This window comes from Mesorhizobium sp. CNPSo 4661, assembly GCF_057784215.1.
On sequence record NZ_JBWGIO010000009.1, the window covers coordinates 141,651 to 160,282 of the forward strand.

The 18,632-nt window shown below is 63.9% G+C and carries 18 protein-coding genes; 16 read left to right on the forward strand and 2 right to left on the reverse strand.

The window, feature by feature from the left end:
• Nucleotides 1–12: 12 nt before the first annotated feature.
• Nucleotides 13–960: a MurR/RpiR family transcriptional regulator gene (locus tag AC0YKC_RS15195; protein WP_320296848.1), complete on the reverse strand. Its 948-nt coding sequence runs from the start codon at nt 958–960 to the stop codon at nt 13–15.
• Between the two features lie 274 nt (nt 961–1,234).
• Here AC0YKC_RS15195 and AC0YKC_RS15200 point away from each other — a divergent pair, with 274 nt between their 5' ends.
• The 12 genes from AC0YKC_RS15200 to AC0YKC_RS15255 all read left to right on the forward strand — a co-directional run bounded on the left by AC0YKC_RS15200 (nt 1,235) and on the right by AC0YKC_RS15255 (nt 15,889).
• The gene (locus AC0YKC_RS15200) at nt 1,235–2,062 is read left to right on the forward strand and encodes an ABC transporter ATP-binding protein (protein WP_488511623.1); all 828 of its coding nucleotides are present in this window, start codon (nt 1,235–1,237) and stop codon (nt 2,060–2,062) included.
• Nucleotides 2,059–2,907, forward strand: a complete 849-nt coding sequence (locus tag AC0YKC_RS15205) for an ABC transporter permease (RefSeq protein WP_320296850.1) — start codon at nt 2,059–2,061, stop codon at nt 2,905–2,907. Before AC0YKC_RS15200 ends, AC0YKC_RS15205 begins: the two co-directional genes overlap by 4 nt.
• Before the next feature lie 64 nt (nt 2,908–2,971).
• Complete coding sequence (locus AC0YKC_RS15210; protein ID WP_488511624.1) at nt 2,972–4,144, forward strand: ABC transporter substrate-binding protein; 1,173 nt, start codon at nt 2,972–2,974, stop codon at nt 4,142–4,144.
• A gap of 72 nt (nt 4,145–4,216) precedes the next feature.
• The gene (locus AC0YKC_RS15215; RefSeq protein WP_488511625.1) at nt 4,217–5,308 is read left to right on the forward strand and encodes a Gfo/Idh/MocA family protein; all 1,092 of its coding nucleotides are present in this window, start codon (nt 4,217–4,219) and stop codon (nt 5,306–5,308) included.
• 205 nt (nt 5,309–5,513) lie between these two features.
• Nucleotides 5,514–6,950, forward strand: coding sequence for an amidase (locus AC0YKC_RS15220; RefSeq protein ID WP_488511626.1), 1,437 nt, complete (start codon nt 5,514–5,516; stop codon nt 6,948–6,950).
• 743 nt (nt 6,951–7,693) lie between these two features.
• Nucleotides 7,694–7,783, forward strand: a complete 90-nt coding sequence (locus AC0YKC_RS15225) for a K(+)-transporting ATPase subunit F (RefSeq protein ID WP_036257910.1) — start codon at nt 7,694–7,696, stop codon at nt 7,781–7,783.
• Nucleotides 7,784–7,804: 21 nt separating this feature from the next.
• The gene (gene kdpA / locus AC0YKC_RS15230; RefSeq protein ID WP_488511627.1) at nt 7,805–9,508 is read left to right on the forward strand and encodes a potassium-transporting ATPase subunit KdpA; all 1,704 of its coding nucleotides are present in this window, start codon (nt 7,805–7,807) and stop codon (nt 9,506–9,508) included.
• A gap of 7 nt (nt 9,509–9,515) precedes the next feature.
• Complete coding sequence (locus AC0YKC_RS15235) at nt 9,516–9,746, forward strand: hypothetical protein (RefSeq protein ID WP_488511628.1); 231 nt, start codon at nt 9,516–9,518, stop codon at nt 9,744–9,746.
• Nucleotides 9,743–11,836, forward strand: a complete 2,094-nt coding sequence (gene kdpB, locus AC0YKC_RS15240; protein WP_320296856.1) for a potassium-transporting ATPase subunit KdpB — start codon at nt 9,743–9,745, stop codon at nt 11,834–11,836. Before AC0YKC_RS15235 ends, kdpB begins: the two co-directional genes overlap by 4 nt.
• Nucleotides 11,837–11,848: 12 nt before the next feature.
• Entirely contained in the window at nt 11,849–12,412 is a 564-nt protein-coding gene (gene kdpC, locus AC0YKC_RS15245) for a potassium-transporting ATPase subunit KdpC (protein WP_488511629.1), read from the forward strand.
• 55 nt (nt 12,413–12,467) lie between these two features.
• Nucleotides 12,468–15,191 carry a DUF4118 domain-containing protein gene (locus AC0YKC_RS15250; protein ID WP_488511630.1) on the forward strand — a complete coding sequence of 908 codons (2,724 nt, stop codon included), beginning with the start codon at nt 12,468–12,470 and terminating at the stop codon, nt 15,189–15,191.
• A complete protein-coding gene (locus AC0YKC_RS15255; protein ID WP_488511631.1) occupies nt 15,188–15,889 on the forward strand; it encodes a response regulator transcription factor in 702 nt (233 codons plus the stop codon). The genes AC0YKC_RS15250 and AC0YKC_RS15255 overlap by 4 nt, the downstream gene beginning before the upstream one ends.
• A gap of 52 nt (nt 15,890–15,941) precedes the next feature.
• On the opposite strand, the gene AC0YKC_RS15260 is transcribed toward AC0YKC_RS15255, so the two are convergent.
• Nucleotides 15,942–16,493 carry an invasion associated locus B family protein gene (locus tag AC0YKC_RS15260; protein ID WP_488511754.1) on the reverse strand — a complete coding sequence of 184 codons (552 nt, stop codon included), beginning with the start codon at nt 16,491–16,493 and terminating at the stop codon, nt 15,942–15,944.
• Between AC0YKC_RS15260 and AC0YKC_RS15265 the strand changes: the two genes are divergently transcribed.
• From AC0YKC_RS15265 to AC0YKC_RS15280, 4 genes are all read left to right on the forward strand, one after another.
• Complete coding sequence (locus tag AC0YKC_RS15265; protein ID WP_320296860.1) at nt 16,395–17,030, forward strand: hypothetical protein; 636 nt, start codon at nt 16,395–16,397, stop codon at nt 17,028–17,030. The two genes, AC0YKC_RS15260 and AC0YKC_RS15265, sit on opposite strands and share 99 nt — an antisense overlap.
• A gap of 251 nt (nt 17,031–17,281) precedes the next feature.
• On the forward strand, nt 17,282–17,749 hold the full coding sequence (locus AC0YKC_RS15270; RefSeq protein ID WP_320297024.1) for an NUDIX hydrolase: 468 nt from the start codon (nt 17,282–17,284) through the stop codon (nt 17,747–17,749).
• 112 nt (nt 17,750–17,861) lie between these two features.
• Nucleotides 17,862–18,185, forward strand: a complete 324-nt coding sequence (locus AC0YKC_RS15275; RefSeq protein WP_040990288.1) for an ArsR/SmtB family transcription factor — start codon at nt 17,862–17,864, stop codon at nt 18,183–18,185.
• A complete protein-coding gene (locus AC0YKC_RS15280) occupies nt 18,182–18,586 on the forward strand; it encodes an SRPBCC family protein (protein ID WP_320296861.1) in 405 nt (134 codons plus the stop codon). The genes AC0YKC_RS15275 and AC0YKC_RS15280 overlap by 4 nt, the downstream gene beginning before the upstream one ends.
• Nucleotides 18,587–18,632: the final 46 nt, after the last annotated feature.

The following is an 18,632-nucleotide window of genomic DNA, read 5'->3' on the forward strand; positions in this document are numbered from 1 at the left end:
AAGGGATAGTCGCTAATCTCCCAGCGGCTCCATCTCCTTACCCGTCCGATGGATCTGGGCGTTGTATTTGATCCGGCGCACCGTCTCGCGCGCCGGGCCGTCGATCCTGTAGGCGGTCGCCACCGCCAGAAGGTCGATGGCCGCCAGGAAAGCATAGCGCGACGCCGTCGGCTTCAACGTGTCGGGATATTCGGGAACAGCCATCGTCAGCCGCACGTCGCAGACGCGCGTCAGCTCGGTGTCGGGCGCCGTCACGCAGATCGCGTTGGCGCGGTAATGCTTGGCGAGCTCCACCGCTTCGATCACTTCCCGGGTACGGCCGGTTGCCGAAATCGCGATCACCAGGTCGCCAGGCTTCAGCGTCGAGGCAGTCATGCGCATCAGATACGGATCGCATTGCGCGCTGATCGTGATGCCGTAGCGGAACAGGCGGTATTGTGTCTCTTGCGCCAGCGCCGACGAGCTGCCGCCGAGGCCGAACACCGTCACCTGCCGCGCCTTGGCGATCAGTTCCGCCGCCTTCTGCAGCTGTCCCGGATCGATCTGCCGCTCCGCCTCCTGCAGCGCGCGCCGCGCCTCGCCGAACACCGCGTTCCAGAACGGCATGCCGCTGTCGCTGTTCGCGGGTTGTGGTTTGGTGCTCAGATAGAGCGCGCCGACGACGAGGCTCTGCGCCAGCTTCAGCTTGAAATCGCGCACGCCGTCGCAGCCGATGGCGCGGCAGAAGCGGGTGACCGTCGGCTCGCTGACCCCTGCGCGCTGGGCAAGCGCGGCGTTGGAAGCGCCGACTGCATATTTGACATCGTCGAGCACGACATCGGCGACGCGGCGCTCGGCCGGCCGCAGTTCCGCATAGCTGTCCTTCACCTGCGAGATGATATCGGGAAAGCGCCGGACATGGTCGTGTCGGTCGCCGTCCTCGTCGGTCGTTCGCAACGTCTGGCTGTCAGCTTCGGTCATTGGCCAGTCCTCCCCAGCCCGCTTCGGGACCTATCATCTTCGCGATTATCCGCCCGCTGGCCATAGGCAATCAACCGAAGCGAGTATGTAGGAAAGTAACACATATCGCAAGCGATCATAAAAGATCGATAAATCATACACTTAAATAAAGACTGATTGAAGCTGATTGCTTCCGTTCTTCGCCGCCGCTTGACAGTAAAGTAGGATAGTTACAGACTGATTTTGCGGACAGATGGGGCCTCGGCAACACATCGCGCAGTCTCCGAGGGGGAGCATGAGTACGGCAAGCGCAAGAACGCCGAAGCTCGGCGTGCAGGCAGCGACCAAGGTCTATCAAACGGCCTCCGGCGATCTTCTGGCGCTGGACCGCTGCAGCCTGGATATTCAGCCCAACGAGATCGTCTCGATCGTCGGCCCCTCCGGTTGCGGCAAGACCACGCTGTTGTGGTCGATGTCGGGCCTGCATCGCCTGACCGCGGGCGCGATCCTGCTCGACGGCAAGGAGGTCACCGGCCCGCGCCCCGAGATCGGCATCGTCTTCCAGGAGGCGAACCTTTTGCCCTGGCGCAATCTCGACGCCAACATCAACTTCCCCTTCGAGATCAAGGGCGAGAAACCCGACCGCGCCTGGATCGCGCATCTGCTCAATCGCGTCGGGCTCGATGGCTTCGGCGGCAAGTTCCCGCGCGAGCTTTCCGGCGGCATGCAGCAGCGCGCCGCGATCGTGCGCGCGCTGGCGCTGAAACCTTCGGTGCTCTTGATGGACGAGCCCTTCGGCGCGCTCGACAGCTTCACCCGCGAGGAGATGAACCGCCTCGTCGAGGAGATCTGGCTCGACACCCAGACCACCATCGTCTTCATCACCCACAGCATCGAGGAGGCGATCTTCCTCTCCGACCGCGTGGTGGTGCTGACGACAAGGCCCGGGCGCGTCGCCAAGGTCTACGACGTGCCGTTTCCGCGGCCGCGATCGCTGGAGATCATGGCGACGAAGGAAGTCTTCGACCTCACCAACAAGATCAAGATGGACATTGTCGGCGAGCGCGTCCGGCCGATCGCACCGGAGCGGCCGTCGGCCGAAATCGTGAGGATCAGGCCGTGAGCGGAGGTGACGCCATTCCGGAATTCTCGAAGGCCAAATCGGGAGATGGGCAGGACGTCAGCCTGACCAATCTTTCGGCCTTCGCCAGCGGCCCCGGCATCAAGTCCGGCGCCGAGGTGGCGGCGATCCTCGCCGTCGCGGTGGTGATCATCGGCGGCATCGAGCTGGCGCTGCGCATCTTCCACGTGCCGCAATACATCATGCCGCCGCCGAGCTCGATCGCCTATGCCTTGTTCGACGAGTTCCCGCTGATCGCGCCGCATCTCGGCTATACGCTGGTCGAGCTCGTCTCAGGCTTCGCCATCGGCGCCATCGTCGGCCTGGTGATGGCGGCGGTGATCACCCAGTTCCCCTTCGCCGAAAAGATCGTCGCGCCGTATATCCTGATCCTCGTCACCACGCCGATGCTGGCGCTGGTGCCACTGCTCATCCTGCGCTTCGGCTTCGGCTACACGCCGCGCATCATCGCCGTGGCCCTGGCCGCCGGCCCGATGGTGATGATCAATGCCGCGACCGGCTTCCGCCGCGTCGACAGCGCCAAGATCGCTTTGGCCCGTTCCTATGGCGCCAGCACCTTGCAGATCTTCTGGAAGATCCGTGCGCCGATGGCGCTGCCGATGATCCTGGTCGGCCTGATGATCGGCGCGATCTTCGGCCTGCTCACCGCCGTCGGCGCCGAGATGGTCGGCGGCGGCTTCGGCCTCGGCAACCGGCTCACCTCCTATTCGTCGATGATCCAGATGCCGCAATTCTTCGCGGTGGTGCTGATCCTGTCGACGCTCGGCATCCTGATCTACGTGCTCTTCTTCCTGATCGGCAAGAAATGGGCGAGCTGGGAGACGTGAGCGCGAAAGGATGAAGTCGCCCGGGAGGCGGGCGAAGGCAAGCAATCAACAAAAGGGGAGTGCCATGACCAACGACAATCCGATCCATTCCAACGTTCCGGCCGGCATCAGCCGCCGCTACTTCCTGCAGGTGACGGCGGCAGGCGTCGTGACCGCCACCGCGCTCGGAGCGTCCGGCCTGAAGGCCAGGGCGGCGGGCTATGAGAAGTTTACCTGGATCTCCCCGCGCGGCACGCTCGAAGTGTTGGACGACTATCCCTATTGGTCGGCCAAGAAGGCGGGCTATTTCGGCGACCTTAACACCGACATGCAGCCGGGCCCGTCGGATGGTACGGCGACGGTGAAGTTCGTTGATGTCGGCCAGGCCGACATGGGCTTCCCCTCGCCCGGCGTCTTCTCTTTCGCCATCCAGAACGGCATGAAGCTGAAGTCCGTCTTCCATATGGGCGCGCGCGACACCTTCAGCCTCGCCTTCCGCAAGGGCCAGGGCACCAACAACCTCAAGAACCTCGAAGGCAAGACCATCCTGCTCGGCTCCGCCGCCTGGCAGGCGATCGTCGATCCACTGCTTGCCGCCCAGGGCGTCGACATCAAGAAGGTGAAATATGTCGAGGCCGGCTGGCCGACCTGGGGCACGGCGCTCGCCGGCGGCCAGGGCGACGCGGCGCTGTCCTGGGAGGGGCTGCGCGCCGAATGGATCGCCAAGGGACTCGACTTCGAATACTGGCTGGGCGTCAAGAATTCCAAGCTGCCGGCCAACACTTTCGTCGTGCGCGCCGCCGACCTCGAGGACGCCGACAAGAAGGCCTTCCTGGAGAAATACCTGCGCGGCTGGGCGATGGGCCTCGAATTCGGCTACCAGAACCCGCGCGCCGCGGTCGAAGCGGTGTTCGAGCAGTTCCCGACCTTGGCCAAGAACCTCGGGCCGGAGCTTGGCACCACCTCGATCCTGCAGCAGATCAACGTGTTCCGCGGCGACATGGACAAGCGCGGCGGCTGGGGCTCGCACGACATGGCGAGCTGGCAGGGCTTCTTCGACGAGATCCTCAAGATCGGCCAGATCACCGCGCCGGTGAAGGCCGAGGACGTCTGCACCAACGACCTCATCCCGGCCGCCAACGACTTCGACAAGGCCAAGGTCAAGGCCGATGCCGACGGCGCAAAACTGTCGGAGGGCTTTGCCGCGCTCGACGTCGACAAGATCAAGGCGCACCTGTTCGACTCGGCGGTGAAGTGAGCAGACGCAATCGCGTAGGGTGGCGCATCGCGCCGCCCGCATCATCTTTCCGAAGAGCATGGGGAGGCTGACATGGCCGACAAGGTAAGTGTTCTGGTGGTTGGTCTGGGCAATATGGGCGCTTCGCATGCCAGCGCCTATCACCGCTCCGACGGTTTCGAGATCGTCGGCATCATGAGCCGGACCATCAAGAGCAACAAGAAGATCCCGAAAGAGCTTGCCGGCTACCCGCTCTATGAGGACTTCGACCTGGCGCTGAAGGAGACCAGGCCGGACGCGGTCTCGATCAACAGCTGGCCGAACACGCATGCCGAATACGCGCTGAAGGCGATCGCCGCCAACTGCCACGTGTTCATGGAAAAGCCCTTGGCCACCAACATCGCGGATGCCGAGAAGGTGGTGGCCGCGGCGCGGGCGAAGAACCGCAAGCTGGTGCTGGGCTACATCCTGCGCGTCCACCCGTCCTGGATCAAATTCATCGAGGTCGGCAAGACGCTCGGCAAGCCTTTGGTGATGCGCCTCAACCTCAACCAGCAGAGCAGCGGCACCGCCTGGCATTGGCACAAGAACCTGATCGACTCGCTGATCCCGATCGTCGATTGCGGCGTGCACTATGTCGACGTCATGTGCCAGCTGACCGGCGCCAAGCCGGTGCGCGTGCACGGCATCGGCGCAAAACTCTGGGCCGAGGCCGACAAGCAGAATTACGGCCATTTGCACGTCACCTTCGATGACGGCTCGGTCGGCTGGTACGAAGCGGGCTGGGGCCCGATGATGAGCGAGACGGCCTATTTCGTGAAGGACGTGGTAGGCCCCAAGGGCGCCGTCTCGATCGTCGCCGGCCAACAGGCAGGCGGTGCCAAGGATACCGAGGAGGTCTCCGATTCCGCCGACATCGACCGCCACACCAAGACCGACGCGCTGAAGATCCATTACGCGCAGGTCGATGGCGACAAGAACTTCTCCAAGCCCGACGAGATCGTCAGCATGGAGGACGAGCCTGGACATCAGGAGCTTTGCGACCGCGAGCAGGCCTTCTTCTTGCGCGCCATCCGCGAGGACCTCGATTTGACCGAGCAGATGGATGCCGCGGTCAACAGCCTGCGCATCGTGCTGGCGGCCGAGCAGAGCATCGCGGAAAAGCGCACTGTCGAGCTGGCCTGAGGGTTCTCGGTCAAGGGAGCGCCACGCCCCCTCATCCGGCCGCTTCGCGGCCACCTTCTCCCCGGTGGGGAGAAGAGATTGGCGCCGGCGCCGACAATCTCCTCTCCCCACCGGGGAGAGGTCAGCCGAGCGAAGCGGAGGCTGGGTGAGGGTGAGTCCGCCAAGCCATCCTTAGCCTTCAGCGAGAACCTAACGGGAGGAACACATGGCCGCGGTCTCGAAGAGCTTGCTCGAAACCTACACCCAGTCCGACGCGCTGGCACTCGCCGGACTGGTGAAGCGCGGCGAGGTTTCCCCGGCCGAGCTTGTCGAAGCTGCGATCACCACGATCGAACGCCTCAACCCACAACTCAATGCCGTCATCCATCGCCTCTATGACATGGCACGCGCCCAGGCCACGACGGTAGACAGGGATGCGCCCTTCGCCGGCGTCCCCTATCTGCTCAAGGAGCTCGCTTCGTCCTGGACCGGCGCGCCCCTCACCAATTCCTGCCGCTATCTCAAGGATTTCGTCGCCGATTCCGACAGCGAGGTCGTGCGCCGCATCAAGGCGGCGGGCCTTATCCTCGTTGGCAAATCCAACGCGCCGGAGAATGGCTGGTCGATCACCACCGAGCCAAAACTCTACGGCACGACGAAGAACCCGTGGAAGGAAGGCATCACGCCGGGCGGCTCGAGCGGCGGCGCCGCGGCCGCGATCGCCTCGGGCATGGTGCCGATCGCCGAGGCCAGCGACGGCGCCGGCTCGATCCGCGTGCCGGCTTCCTGCTGCGGCATTGTCGGCCTGAAGCCATCGCGCGGCCGCGTCAGCCTGGCGCCCTTCGGCGATTATTGGTATGGCGGCGCCTATTTCCTCTGCTGCTCACGCACCGTGCGCGACACCGCCGCCTATCTCGACGCGGTGGCCGGCGCCCTGCCCGGCGACGCCTACACGCCGCCGGTGCCGGCGGACAGCTGGCTCGGCCTCTCCGCTCGGGCGCCCAAAAAACTGCGCATCGGCTTTACCGTCACGCCGCCTAACGGCACGGCGATCGATCCTAACGTCAAGGCGACCGTGCTCTCCACGGTCGCCGCGCTCGAGCGCCTCGGCCATGATGTCGAGGAACACGACATGCCGCTCGACGCCGATGCCGCGTGGAAAACCTACACCGACATGACCAACGTGCAGACGGCCGCCACTTTCGGCTTCCTCGAAACGCTGGTCGGCCGGCCGGTCACGCCGAACGATGTCGAACCGTTGACCTGGGCGATCATCCAGCGCGGCCGCGCGACCAGCGGAATCAAGCATATTTCCGATGTCGAGCAGTTGAGGCTGATCGGCCGCGACATCGTCGGCGACCTCAACCCCTATGACATCTTCATTACCCCGACGCTGACGCAGTTGCCGCGCCCGCTCGGCTATTACGACATGTCGGAAACCGATCTCGATCGCTACAACGCCAAATGGAGCGACGCGGTCTTCAACTTCCCCTTCAACATCTCCGGCCTGCCGGCAATCTCGCTGCCGCTCGGGCAGTCGGCCGGTGGGGTGCCGATCGGCGTGCAGCTCGTCGGCCATTACGGCGACGAGGCGACGGTGCTCGCGCTTTCCATGCAGCTGGAAGACACAATGCCGTGGAAGGATCGGGGGCCGGCGCTGTAGGCGATCACCTTGTCGGGCAAGGTTATCAACGTCCGTTGGGGGTAGTCGGCGCAAACGCTGGCGATGAGCTGAAGGCTCCTGGACCTCGTCATTCCAGGGCGGAGCAAGGAGCGTAGCGACGCGCGCAGACCCTGGAATCCATTCCGTTACCTGGACCGAAGGGTGCAAGGGTGCAGAATTTCTGGACCGCCGCGGCGCTTCCAAGTCACGGCATGGATCCTCGGGTCTGCGCGCGTCGCTACGCTCCTTGCTCCGCCCGTGGATGACGATCGCGATAGGCGTCTCGGTCAATCGCCAAGGCATGGGATCTGCCAACGCACATTAAAGCATGTCTCCCGAAAGTGGTCCCGGTTTCGGGACAAAGACATGCTTAAGATCAAAGACTTAAAGCAGGTTGCGTGAATCCTTTTTCACGCGACCTGCTTTAGCCAACCGGAGCTGGCGGGCCGGGCCAGCCAAAACCCCTATAAAATTCCTATATCTTTCCCACCCGCTCCGTCTCGAACCTTTATGGCGATCGGGTCCATATTTCCCTTCGAAAAGCGCTTTGATCGCCGTCGCCGCCAAAGGTGACGTGCGTCCGCGTGCAGTTTTATCTCGCCGGCATCAGGCAAGAAAAACACAAGTGGAAAACAAGGAACACCTGCAATGGACCTCATCGTTCTCGGGATCGGGATTTTATTCTTCGCCCTGTCCTTAGCCTACGTCAAAGCCTGCGACAGAATCTGAGAAAGGGCCCTTCCATGCTTTTCGACTACATCCTCGGCGGCGCGGTGACCTTGTTCCTGCTTGCCTACCTCACCTACGCGCTCATCCGCCCAGAGCGCTTTTGATCGGTACCCGGAGAGCCCATCATGACTATAAATGGCTGGATACAGATCATCATCTATTGCGGGATCCTGCTTTTGCTCGTGAAGCCGCTCGGCGGCTACATGTACCGCGTCTTCAGCGGTGATCGTACCTTGCTGTCGCCGGTGCTCGTCCCCATCGAGCGTGGCCTCTATCGCCTGGCCGGCACAAGCGACAGGGAAGAACAGCACTGGGCCGTCTATGCGACGGGCATGCTGCTCTTCAACCTCGTCGGCCTGCTGGTCCTTTACGCGCTGCAGCGGCTGCAGGGCGTTCTGCCCTACAATCCGGCCGGCATGAGCGCGGTCGACCCTGAGCTAGCCTTCAACACCGCCGCCAGCTTCGTCACCAACACCAACTGGCAGAACTACGGCGGCGAAAGCACGATGTCCTATCTCGTGCAGATGGCCGGCCTCACCGTCCAGAACTTCGTCTCGGCCGCCACCGGCATCGCCATTGCGGTTGCCTTGATCCGCGGCTTCGCCCGCGCCTCCGGCAAGTCGATCGGCAATTTTTGGGTCGATCTGACCCGCTGCACGCTCTACCTGCTCCTGCCTATGTGTATCGTGCTGACGCTGGTCTATGTTTGGCTGGGCATCCCGCAGACGCTTGGTCCGTATGTCGATGCCACCACGCTGGAAGGCGCCAAGCAGACCATCGCGCTCGGACCGGTCGCATCGCAGGTCGCCATCAAGATGCTCGGTACCAATGGCGGCGGCTTCTTCAACGCCAATGCCGCGCATCCGTTCGAGAATCCGGACGCGATCTCCAACCTGATCCAGATGCTGACGATCTTCGTGCTGGGCGCTGGCCTCACCAACGTCTTCGGCCGCATGGTCGGCAGCGAGCGCCAGGGTTGGGCGATCCTGGCCTCCATGGGCGTGCTGTTCATCGCCGGCGTCATCGTCTGCTACTGGGCCGAGGCTGCCGGCAACCCGCTGGTTCACGCGCTGGGCATCGACGGCGGCAACATGGAAGGCAAGGAGACGCGCTTCGGCATCGCCCTGTCGACACTGTTCGCGGTCATTACCACCTCCGCCTCCTGCGGCGCGGTCAATGCCATGCATGACTCGTTTACCGCGCTTGGCGGCATGATCCCGATCATCAACATGCAGCTCGGCGAGGTCATCGTCGGCGGCGTCGGCGCCGGCTTCTACGGCATCCTGATGTTCGTCGTCGTCGCCGTCTTCGTCGCCGGCCTCATGGTCGGCCGCACGCCGGAATATCTCGGCAAGAAGATCGAAGCCAAGGAGGTCAAGATGGCGATGCTGGCCATTCTGTGCCTGCCGCTGGCGATGCTCATCTTCACGGCAATCGCCGTGGTCCTGCCGAGCGCGGTGGCCTCGATGGCCAATGGCGGCCCGCACGGCTTCTCCGAGGTCCTCTATGCCTACACGTCGTCGGCTGCCAATAACGGCTCCGCCTTTGCCGGCCTCACCGGCAACACGCCCTGGTTCAACCTCACGGGTGCTATCGGCATGCTGATGGGCCGTTTCCTGGTCATCATCCCGGCTTTGGCCATCGCCGGCTCGCTGGCCGCCAAGAAGACCGTGCCCGCCTCCGCCGGCACCTTCCCGACCGACGGCACGCTGTTCGTCGGCCTCCTGGTCGGCGTCATCGTCATCGTCGGCGGCCTCACCTTCTTTCCGTCGCTCGCCGTCGGTCCGATCGTCGAGCATCTGGCGATGATCCACGGACAGACCTTCTGAGATGACCATGCCCTGGTTCAACCAGATACGTCGGGATGACCGTCCCCAGACCGGTGACGGAGCCCCCGACAACGGAAGGGACGAGAAGCCTCGTCCTTTTCCGACGCTTTCAACCTTTCTCGGCATGGCGGCCGTGCTGTTCGTGCTGTGGCTGCTGGCCACCGGCCTTCCGCACCTGTTCCCGAAGACCGAACACCCGGCGCCGTCCAACATAACCGATACCGGAGCCCGAAAATGAGCCAGTCCAAATCCGCGAGCATTATGGATGCCCGCATCCTGGTGCCCGCCATCGGCGGCGCCTTCCGCAAGCTTGATCCGCGCACGCTGGTCAGGAATCCGGTGATGTTCGTCGTTGCGGTCGTCTCGCTGCTCACCACAGTGCTTTTCATCCGCGACCTGGTCACCGGCAGCGGCGATCTCGGTTTCACCTTGCAGATCATCATCTGGCTGTGGTTCACCGTGCTGTTCGCCAATTTCGCCGAGGCCGTAGCCGAGGGCCGTGGCAAGGCGCAGGCCGACTCGCTGCGCAAGGCGCGCACCGAGACCCAGGCCAAGCTGCTCGTCAACGGCGACCGCACCAAATTCAAGCTGGTCCCCGGCACCAGCCTGAAGGTCGGCGATGTCGTGCTGGTCGAGGCCGGCGACATCATCCCGTCCGACGGCGAGGTGATCGAAGGCGTGGCCTCCGTCAACGAAGCCGCGATCACCGGCGAATCCGCGCCCGTCATCCGCGAATCCGGCGGCGACCGCTCCGCCGTCACCGGCGGCACCCAGGTTCTGTCGGACTGGATCCGCGTGCGCATCTCAGCCGCATCCGGCCACACCTTCCTCGACCGCATGATCTCGCTGGTTGAGGGCGCCGAGCGCCAGAAGACACCGAACGAGATCGCGCTCAACATCCTGCTTGTCGGCATGACGTTGATCTTCGTGCTGGCCACCGCGACCATTCCGAGCTTCGCTTCCTATTCCGGCGGCTATATCCCGGTGACGATCCTCGTTGCGCTCTTCGTCACGCTGATCCCGACCACGATCGGCGCGCTGCTGTCGGCCATCGGCATCGCCGGCATGGATCGTCTCGTGCGCTTCAACGTGCTTGCCATGTCCGGCCGCGCCGTCGAGGCCGCCGGCGACGTCGACACGCTTCTCCTCGACAAGACCGGCACCATTACGCTCGGCAACCGCCAGGCAACCGAGTTCCGTCCGGTCAAGGGCGTCACCGAGCAGGAATTGGCTGATGCGGCACAGCTCGCCTCTTTGGCCGACGAGACGCCGGAAGGCCGCTCCATCGTCGTGCTGGCCAAGGAGAAATACGGTATCCGTGCCCGCGACATGGCCACGCTGCATGCGGCTTTCGTACCCTTCACCGCGCAGACCCGCATGAGCGGCGTCGACATCGACGGCTCGTCCGTGCGCAAGGGCGCCGTCGACGCGGTGCTCGCCCATGTCAGCCAGGCGACGACGGCCGCTCACGGAACCCGTCCGACCAGCGACACCATCCGCGATCTGCAGGCCATCGCCGCCGAGATCGCCAAGGCCGGCGGCACGCCGCTCGCCGTCGAGCGCGACGGCCGCCTGCTCGGCGTCGTCCACCTCAAGGACATCGTCAAGGGCGGCATAGCCGAGCGTTTCGCGGAGCTGCGCAAGATGGGCATCCGCACAGTGATGATCACCGGCGACAACCCGCTCACCGCCGCGGCCATCGCCGCCGAAGCCGGCGTCGACGACTTCCTCGCCCAGGCCACGCCCGAGAACAAGCTGTCGCTGATCCGCGAGGAACAGGCCAAGGGCAAGCTGGTCGCCATGTGTGGCGACGGCACCAACGACGCGCCTGCGCTCGCCCAGGCCGATGTCGGCGTCGCCATGAACACCGGCACCGTCGCCGCGCGCGAGGCCGGCAACATGGTCGACCTCGACAGCGACCCGACCAAGCTGATCGAGATCGTCGAGATCGGCAAGGCGCTGCTGATGACGCGCGGCTCGCTGACGACCTTCTCGATCGCCAACGACGTGGCCAAGTACTTCGCCATCATCCCCGCGATGTTCGCGGTCTTCTACGTCGCGCCCGGCCAGTCCACCGGTCCGCTGCAGGCGCTCAACATCATGCATCTGGCGACGCCGCAAAGCGCAATCTTGTCGGCCATCATCTTCAACGCGCTGATCATCATCGCGCTGATCCCGCTGTCGCTGAAGGGCGTGAAATACCGCGCCATCGGCGCCGGCTCGCTGCTCACCCGCAACCTGCTGGTCTACGGCCTCGGCGGCATCGTCGTGCCGTTCGTCGGCATCAAGGCGATCGACCTGATCGTCACGGCCCTCGGCCTCGCATAAGGATTGACCCTGATGTTCAAGCAACTCAGACCCGCTTTTGTCATGATCGTCTTCTTCACGGTGCTGACCGGCCTCATCTATCCGATCGGCATGACCGGCATCGCCCAGGCGCTGTTTCCGGCCCAGGCCAATGGCAGCCTCATCCAGAAAGATGGCAAGGTCATCGGCTCCAGCCTGATCGGCCAGGCTTTCGCCGGCGACCGCTATTTCCATGGCCGGCCGTCGGCAGCCGGCGACGGCTACAACGCCGCCTCCTCAGGCGGCTCGAATCTCGGCCCGACAAATCCCAAGCTCATCGAGCGCATCAAGGGTGACGCCGGGAAGCTGAAGGCCGAGAACCCGAACCAGCCGGTGCCGATGAACCTCGTCACCACCTCGGGCAGCGGCCTCGATCCCGACATCAGCCCGGAGGCCGCCTATTTCCAGGTGCCGCGCGTCGCCAAGGCCCGCGGTGTGGACGAGGCCAAGGTGAAGGCGCTCGTCGACAGCCATGTCGAGGATCGCGAGCTCGGCATCCTCGGCGAGCCGGTGGTCAACGTGCTTGCGCTGAACCTGGCGCTGGACGAGCTGAAGTAATCCCGCCCGCGCCGGGGATCGACACGATCCCCGGCGCAATTCATGATTGGACCTGATGCCGGACGACAGGACCGACCCGAAGAACCGACCCTCCCCCGACGCGCTCCTCGAGCATGCCGAGCGCGAGGGCCGTGGCCGTCTGCGCATATTTCTCGGCGCCGCGCCCGGCGTCGGCAAGACCTACGAGATGCTGATGGCGGGCCGCGCCCGCCGCGCCGACGGCACCGATGTCGTGATCGGCATCGTCGAGACGCACGGCCGCAAGGAAACCCAGGCCCTGGTCGACGGCTATGAGGTGATCCCGCGCCGCCTGGTCGAGTATCGCGGCCAAACCCTCGACGAGATGGACATCGACGCCATCCTGAAGCGGCGCCCTGCGCTGGTCCTGGTCGACGAGCTTGCCCACACCAACGCGCCCGGTAGCCGGCATCCCAAACGCTATCTCGATGTGCAGGAGATCCTTGCGCAAGGCATCGACGTCTACACCACGCTCAACATCCAGCATGTCGAAAGCCTGAACGACGTCGTCGCCCAGATCACGCGCGTCCGGGTGCGCGAGACGGTTCCCGATTCCATCCTCGACGAGGCCGACGACATCGAGATCATCGACCTCACTCCCGACGACCTGATCAAACGGCTGCAGGACGGCAAGGTCTATTTCCCCAACACCGCGCAGCGCGCGATCGAGAATTACTTTTCGCCGGGCAATCTGACGGCGCTGCGCGAGCTGGCCTTGCGCCGCACGGCCCAGCGCGTCGACGAGCAACTGCTCAACCACATGCAGTCGCACGCCATTCCGGGGCCTTGGGCCGCCGGCGAGCGGGTTCTCGTCTGCGTCGACTCGCAACCTGGCGGAGCGGCCCGCATCCGCTATGCGCGCCGGCTCGCCGACCGGCTGCGCGCGCCCTGGACGGCGCTGCATATCGACACGCCACGCCTGGCAGGCCTATCCGAGGACGACAAGGACCGCCTGGCGATGAACCTGCGCCTTGCCGAGCAGCTCGGCGCCGAGGTGACGACCATCCCCGGCCAGAACGTCGCCCAGGACATCGTGCACCACGCGACGGCGAACAACTTCACCCATATCGTCATCGGCAGGCCGACCCGCTCACGCTGGCGGGAACTGATCGAGGGCTCGCTCACCTATGATCTAATCCGCAATGCCGGCGACATCAGCGTTCACGTCATTTCGGGAACCGAGCGAAATAAAGAGGCGCCGTCAAGGAGGGTCGGCACGGCGACGGAACAGAGGCCGTTTGATGTCTGGCCTTACCTGCTTGCCACCGCCTATGTCACAGGTTCGTTGGCGGTCAGCACGGTTCTCGATCAGTTTCTCGACGTTCGCAATCTAGCGATCGTCTTTCTACTGGCGGTGCTGACATCGGCCGTGACCTCAGGACTCTGGCCGGCGCTGTACGCCTGTCTCGTCAGTGCCCTTGCCTTCAACTTCTTTTTCCTTCCGCCGCGTTACACGCTGACGATCAGAGATCCAGAGAGCATCGTCGCATTCTGCGTCTTCCTCGTTGTCGCCGTCATCGCCAGCAATCTGACCGCGCGCGTGCAGCGCCAGGCGGTCGCCGCGCGTTCGCGCGCACGCGCAACGGAGGATATCTATTCCTTCTCGAAAAAGCTCGCGGGCGCCGGCACGCTCGACGACGTGTTGTGGGCCACCGCCTTCCAGATCGCTTCGATGCTGAAAGTCCGCGTGGTGCTGCTGCTGCCCGAAAACGGCACGATCACCGTGAAGGCCGGCTATCCGCCCGACGACACGCTGGCCGAGGCCGACATCGCGGCGGCCCGCTGGGCCTGGGAGCACAACCGCGCCGCCGGCCGCGGCGCCGACACCTTGCCGGGCGCAAAACGTCTCTACCTCCCCTTGCGGACGGGGCGGACCGCGATCGGCGTGGTCGGCCTCGACAACGACAAGCAAGGGCCGCTGCTGACGCCCGAGCAGCAGCGGCTGCTCGACGCCCTGGCCGACCAGGCAGCGGTCGCCATCGAGCGCGTCCAGCTCGTCGCCGATGTCGACCGCGCCAGGCTGGCCGCCGAAGCGGACCGGTTGCGCTCGGCGCTGCTCACCTCGATCTCGCATGACCTCAAGACGCCGCTTGCCGCGATCCTGGGCGCGGCCGGCACGCTGAAGGAATTCGCGCCGGCGCTGCCCGAGAAGGATCGCGATGAGCTTCTATCGACCGTCGTCAGCGAGGCGGAACGGCTGAACCGCTTCATCGCCAATCTGCTCGACATGACCAGGATCGAGTCGGGCGCGATGGAGCCGAACCACGCATTCCACTATGTCGGCGACGTCGTCGGATCGGCGCTGAACCGGGCGCAGAAGATCACCGCCGAGCACAGAATAGAGACCGACATTCCGGCCGACCTGCCGATGCTGCGGCTTGATCCGGTTCTGTTCGAGCAGGCATTGTTCAACCTCCTCGACAATGCCGCCAAATACGCCTCGCCCGGCTCGGCCATCCGGCTGCAGGCCTGGGTCGACAATGGCGCCGTCATCCTGCAGGTGATGGACGAGGGACCGGGCATCCCGCCGGATGATCTGGAACGGATATTCGACACCTTCTACCGCGTGCGCAAGCGCGACCAGGTGCGCGCCGGCACGGGTCTCGGCCTTTCGATCAGCCGTGGCTTCATCGAGGCGATGGGTGGCACGATCGCGGCCGCCAACCGCACCGATCGTCCGGGCGCGATCTTCACCATCCGCATGCCGGTGCCGGCTGAGTTGCCAGCGCTGGGCACGCCCCTTACGGACGATGCGGCATGACAAATCAGACCGTTTCCTTATTGGTCGTCGACGACGAACCGCCGATCCGCAAATTGCTGCGCGTCGGCCTCGGCAGCCAGGGCTACACGGTCTCCGAGGCGCCGAACGCCAAGGCGGCTATCGAACTCATGCAGATCGAACGGCCCGACCTTATCCTGCTCGATCTCGGCCTGCCCGGCATGACCGGCCTCGAGCTGCTCGGCAAATGGCGCGCCGACGGCCTCGACGTTCCGGTCGTCATCCTGTCCAGCCGCACCGACGAGGCCGGTATCGTCTCGGCGCTAGAGCTCGGCGCCGACGACTACGTGACCAAGCCTTTCGGCATGAACGAGCTGATCGCGCGCATCCGCGTGGCGCTGCGCCACAAATTCCAGCAGCAGGGTGAGAAGCCGGTATTCCATACCGGTGACCTCTCCGTCGACCTGGTCAAGCGCATCGTCAAGGTCGAGGGCAAGGAAGTGAAACTGTCGCCCAAGGAATACGACATCCTGCGCATGCTCGTGCAGTATGCCGGCAAGGTGCTGACGCACCAGTTCCTGATGAAGCAGATCTGGAACGACTCGACCGATGTCCAGTATCTCAGGGTCTATGTGCGCCAGCTGCGCCAGAAGATCGAGAAGACCCCGGACCAGCCACGCTACATCATCACCGAGACCGGCGTCGGCTACCGCCTGCGTGAGGTGGACGGAAACGAATAAGGCGACCGGCTTTCGCCGATCGCCCTCAAAACGAATATCCTCGTTTCGCCGATCAATCCGCCGATAAATCCGCCGTCCGGGCGAGCGCGCTGCCGAAGCCGTTGAGCGAGATGGTGAAGGAGATCGGCTGCGTCGTGTCGGCCGCCGTGGCGTTCAGCGTGGTGCCGTTCTGCATGAGCGGCGTGGTATCGGCATCGAACGCCACCGGCACCAGGCAACCCACCGCCTGGCAGTTGTTGAATTGCAGCGTGCCGTCCAGCTTCTTGTCGTCGATCTCGAGCGAAATGCCATTGGCCAAGGCAAGCCCGAAGGGCAGCGCCAGCGTGCCGGTTGAGTCCTGGCCGGTCTTGGTCGTCAATTCGACTGCCAGCAGCCGCTGGCCGCTCTGCTTGTTGAACTGCTGATGCGACAGGCTGCAGACCTTGTTGGCGCCGGTGACCTGGCAGTTGACCGTCCAGTCGCCATGCGTTTCCGAAAGCGCCGAGGGCCGCCAGGCAGCTGCGGCTTGACCGCGCCGGCGGACTGGGCCGCGGGCGCCACCTTGTCGCCCTTGTTCTGCGCGGCAAGCGCAGGCATGCCTGCGATACCCGCAGCAACCGCCAATATTGCGACGGTCAAACTATACCTGCTTGTCATGCAAACCCTCTTCACCAACCGGCCAGTCACGCACACGGGACGGAGCCGCGCGATAGAGCCGCCATTCCAGCACCGCCATCAAGTGCGATGCTGGATCACGCGCCGGATTTTCTTTGGCATGACAATCGATCAACTGACCATGGCACATCCCCACACACGTCCTATATCATGGGGAGGTTTTCATGCGGGTAAGGAAGCGATGTCGCGGTCTCGCCTATCGGCATTTCTGCTATTGGCTGTCCTGGCGAGCGCTGGCTTGGTGGGTATGATTTCCTGCGCCTCTGCGCAGGTCGTCATCCCGACGAATCGCAACGCATTGGTGCAGCAGAACCAGCTGCAGCAGTTGCAGAACCAGCTGCAACGGCAGCAATACCAGCAGCAACAGCAATTGTATCGCGAGCTTGACCGGCAAAGCGTGCCCAAGCCCCGGCCCGATGTGCCGGTGTATGGCCAGACATGTCGAATGGAAGCAGTCGGCAACACGATTTCACGGGTTTGCCGCTGACATTTCGCTTTTTTCAGTTTATTAGCCGACTTACTTGCTGGCAAAATGCCGGATTGCAAGGGCGGTGGTTCTGGAGCAATTCCCGGAAAAGTGTGACACGGTTTTCCGTCAGGAATTGCGTCAAAACTAAAGAGATAGAGCGGTTCGCCGTTTCCGTGAAACGGTGAAACGCTCTAGGGTTTGCAGAGGGAAGGTTTTTGCCCGCGCGGATAGCGTGTGCGGCAGGGATGCTGCTCTCACCGGAATTTGGGATGGCAACAACCAAGAAGAAAGCAGTTCGCAGAGCCAAGAAAGGCCAACGGATCCGCCAGGTGGCGGCCATTCCGTATCGGGTGCGAGAGGACGGCAGCCTCGAAGTGTTGCTGGTCACCTCACGCACCACGCGGCGCTTCATCGTGCCAAAGGGTTGGCCGATGAAAGGCAAGAGCGGGCGCAAGGCGGCAACGATCGAAGCCCAGGAAGAAGCCGGCGTTCTCGGCAGGACGCTGAAGCAGCCTGCCGGCACCTATTCCTATTGGAAACGTATGACCAACGGCTTCATTCGCGTGGACGTTGCGGTCTATCTGCTTGAGGTAACCGAGGAGCTGGCCGACTGGCGGGAAGCCGCGAACCGGCACCGCGCATGGCTGCCGCCGACGGATGCTGCCTTGCTCATCGACGAGCCGGAGCTTTCGACGCTGCTTAGGGATTTGACTGTTCCGGCGGCCGATCCGGCATAGCGGCTTCGCCGGCTCGGCGTCGCGGTTCCGCCTGATGCCCACATTCGCGGCTTGACTCATACATATCCCGGCGGTTATACGTCAATCAATAGCCAACGGGTTATTGATTGTGATGACCACCGCGCACGATATGCTGTTCAGGACGCTTGCCGATCCGACCAGGCGCGCCATCTTCGAACGTCTCTGCCGTCAGGGCGAGCAGACGGTTGGAGCGCTGACCGCGCAGGCCGGCGTATCGCAGCCGGCGGTGTCGAAGCATCTGGGCGTCCTCAAGGAGGCGGGACTGGTGCGAGACCGCCATGAAGGGCGCCAGACCCATTACAGCGCCCAGCTCAAGGCGCTGGCGCCGTTGATGGACTGGACGCGCGACATGGCGGGGTTTTGGGAAAGCCGGTTTGACGATCTGGAAGACCTGCTCAAAAGGATGGATCAATGAATGAAGCCGCAACGCGCTCCGTCATTGTCGAGCGCGAGATACCTTTTCCGCCGGAAAAGATCTGGCGCGCGCTCACCCAACCGCATCTCATCGAGGAGTGGCTGATGAAGAACAGCTTCAAGCCGGTCGTGGATCATCGCTTCAGCCTGAACGCCGAATGGGGCGGTGTCGACTGCCAGGTGCGGACGGTCGAGCCCAACAGGACCCTGTCCTACAGCTGGGACACCAAGGATCTCGAGAGCGTCGTCACCTGGACGCTCACCCCGACGGGCAAGGGCACGCTTCTGCGCATGGAGCAGGTCGGCTTCCGCACCGACCAGGAGCCGTACTACCGCGGCGCCACGGTGGGCTGGAAGCGCAACTTCGCGGCCCTGGAGCAGCTGCTTTCGCGGATCGACTGACCTCCGCCGAAGCTTCAAAGGACAGACACGGTCCTGGCGGGGCGGC

What these genes read in the sequence shown, in the direction of transcription:
- AC0YKC_RS15195 (WP_320296848.1), bottom strand. Translation starts at nt 960, where the DNA reads ATGACCGAAGCTGACAGCCAGACGTTGCGAACGACCGACGAGGACGGC.
- AC0YKC_RS15200 (WP_488511623.1), top strand. Translation starts at nt 1,235, where the DNA reads ATGAGTACGGCAAGCGCAAGAACGCCGAAGCTCGGCGTGCAGGCAGCG.
- AC0YKC_RS15210 (WP_488511624.1), top strand. Translation starts at nt 2,972, where the DNA reads ATGACCAACGACAATCCGATCCATTCCAACGTTCCGGCCGGCATCAGC.
- AC0YKC_RS15215 (WP_488511625.1), top strand. Translation starts at nt 4,217, where the DNA reads ATGGCCGACAAGGTAAGTGTTCTGGTGGTTGGTCTGGGCAATATGGGC.
- AC0YKC_RS15220 (WP_488511626.1), top strand. Translation starts at nt 5,514, where the DNA reads ATGGCCGCGGTCTCGAAGAGCTTGCTCGAAACCTACACCCAGTCCGAC.
- AC0YKC_RS15225 (WP_036257910.1), top strand. Translation starts at nt 7,694, where the DNA reads ATGCTTTTCGACTACATCCTCGGCGGCGCGGTGACCTTGTTCCTGCTT.
- kdpA (WP_488511627.1), top strand. Translation starts at nt 7,805, where the DNA reads ATGACTATAAATGGCTGGATACAGATCATCATCTATTGCGGGATCCTG.
- AC0YKC_RS15235 (WP_488511628.1), top strand. Translation starts at nt 9,516, where the DNA reads ATGCCCTGGTTCAACCAGATACGTCGGGATGACCGTCCCCAGACCGGT.
- kdpB (WP_320296856.1), top strand. Translation starts at nt 9,743, where the DNA reads ATGAGCCAGTCCAAATCCGCGAGCATTATGGATGCCCGCATCCTGGTG.
- kdpC (WP_488511629.1), top strand. Translation starts at nt 11,849, where the DNA reads ATGTTCAAGCAACTCAGACCCGCTTTTGTCATGATCGTCTTCTTCACG.
- AC0YKC_RS15250 (WP_488511630.1), top strand. Translation starts at nt 12,468, where the DNA reads ATGCCGGACGACAGGACCGACCCGAAGAACCGACCCTCCCCCGACGCG.
- AC0YKC_RS15255 (WP_488511631.1), top strand. Translation starts at nt 15,188, where the DNA reads ATGACAAATCAGACCGTTTCCTTATTGGTCGTCGACGACGAACCGCCG.
- AC0YKC_RS15270 (WP_320297024.1), top strand. Translation starts at nt 17,282, where the DNA reads ATGGCAACAACCAAGAAGAAAGCAGTTCGCAGAGCCAAGAAAGGCCAA.
- AC0YKC_RS15275 (WP_040990288.1), top strand. Translation starts at nt 17,862, where the DNA reads ATGACCACCGCGCACGATATGCTGTTCAGGACGCTTGCCGATCCGACC.
- AC0YKC_RS15280 (WP_320296861.1), top strand. Translation starts at nt 18,182, where the DNA reads ATGAATGAAGCCGCAACGCGCTCCGTCATTGTCGAGCGCGAGATACCT.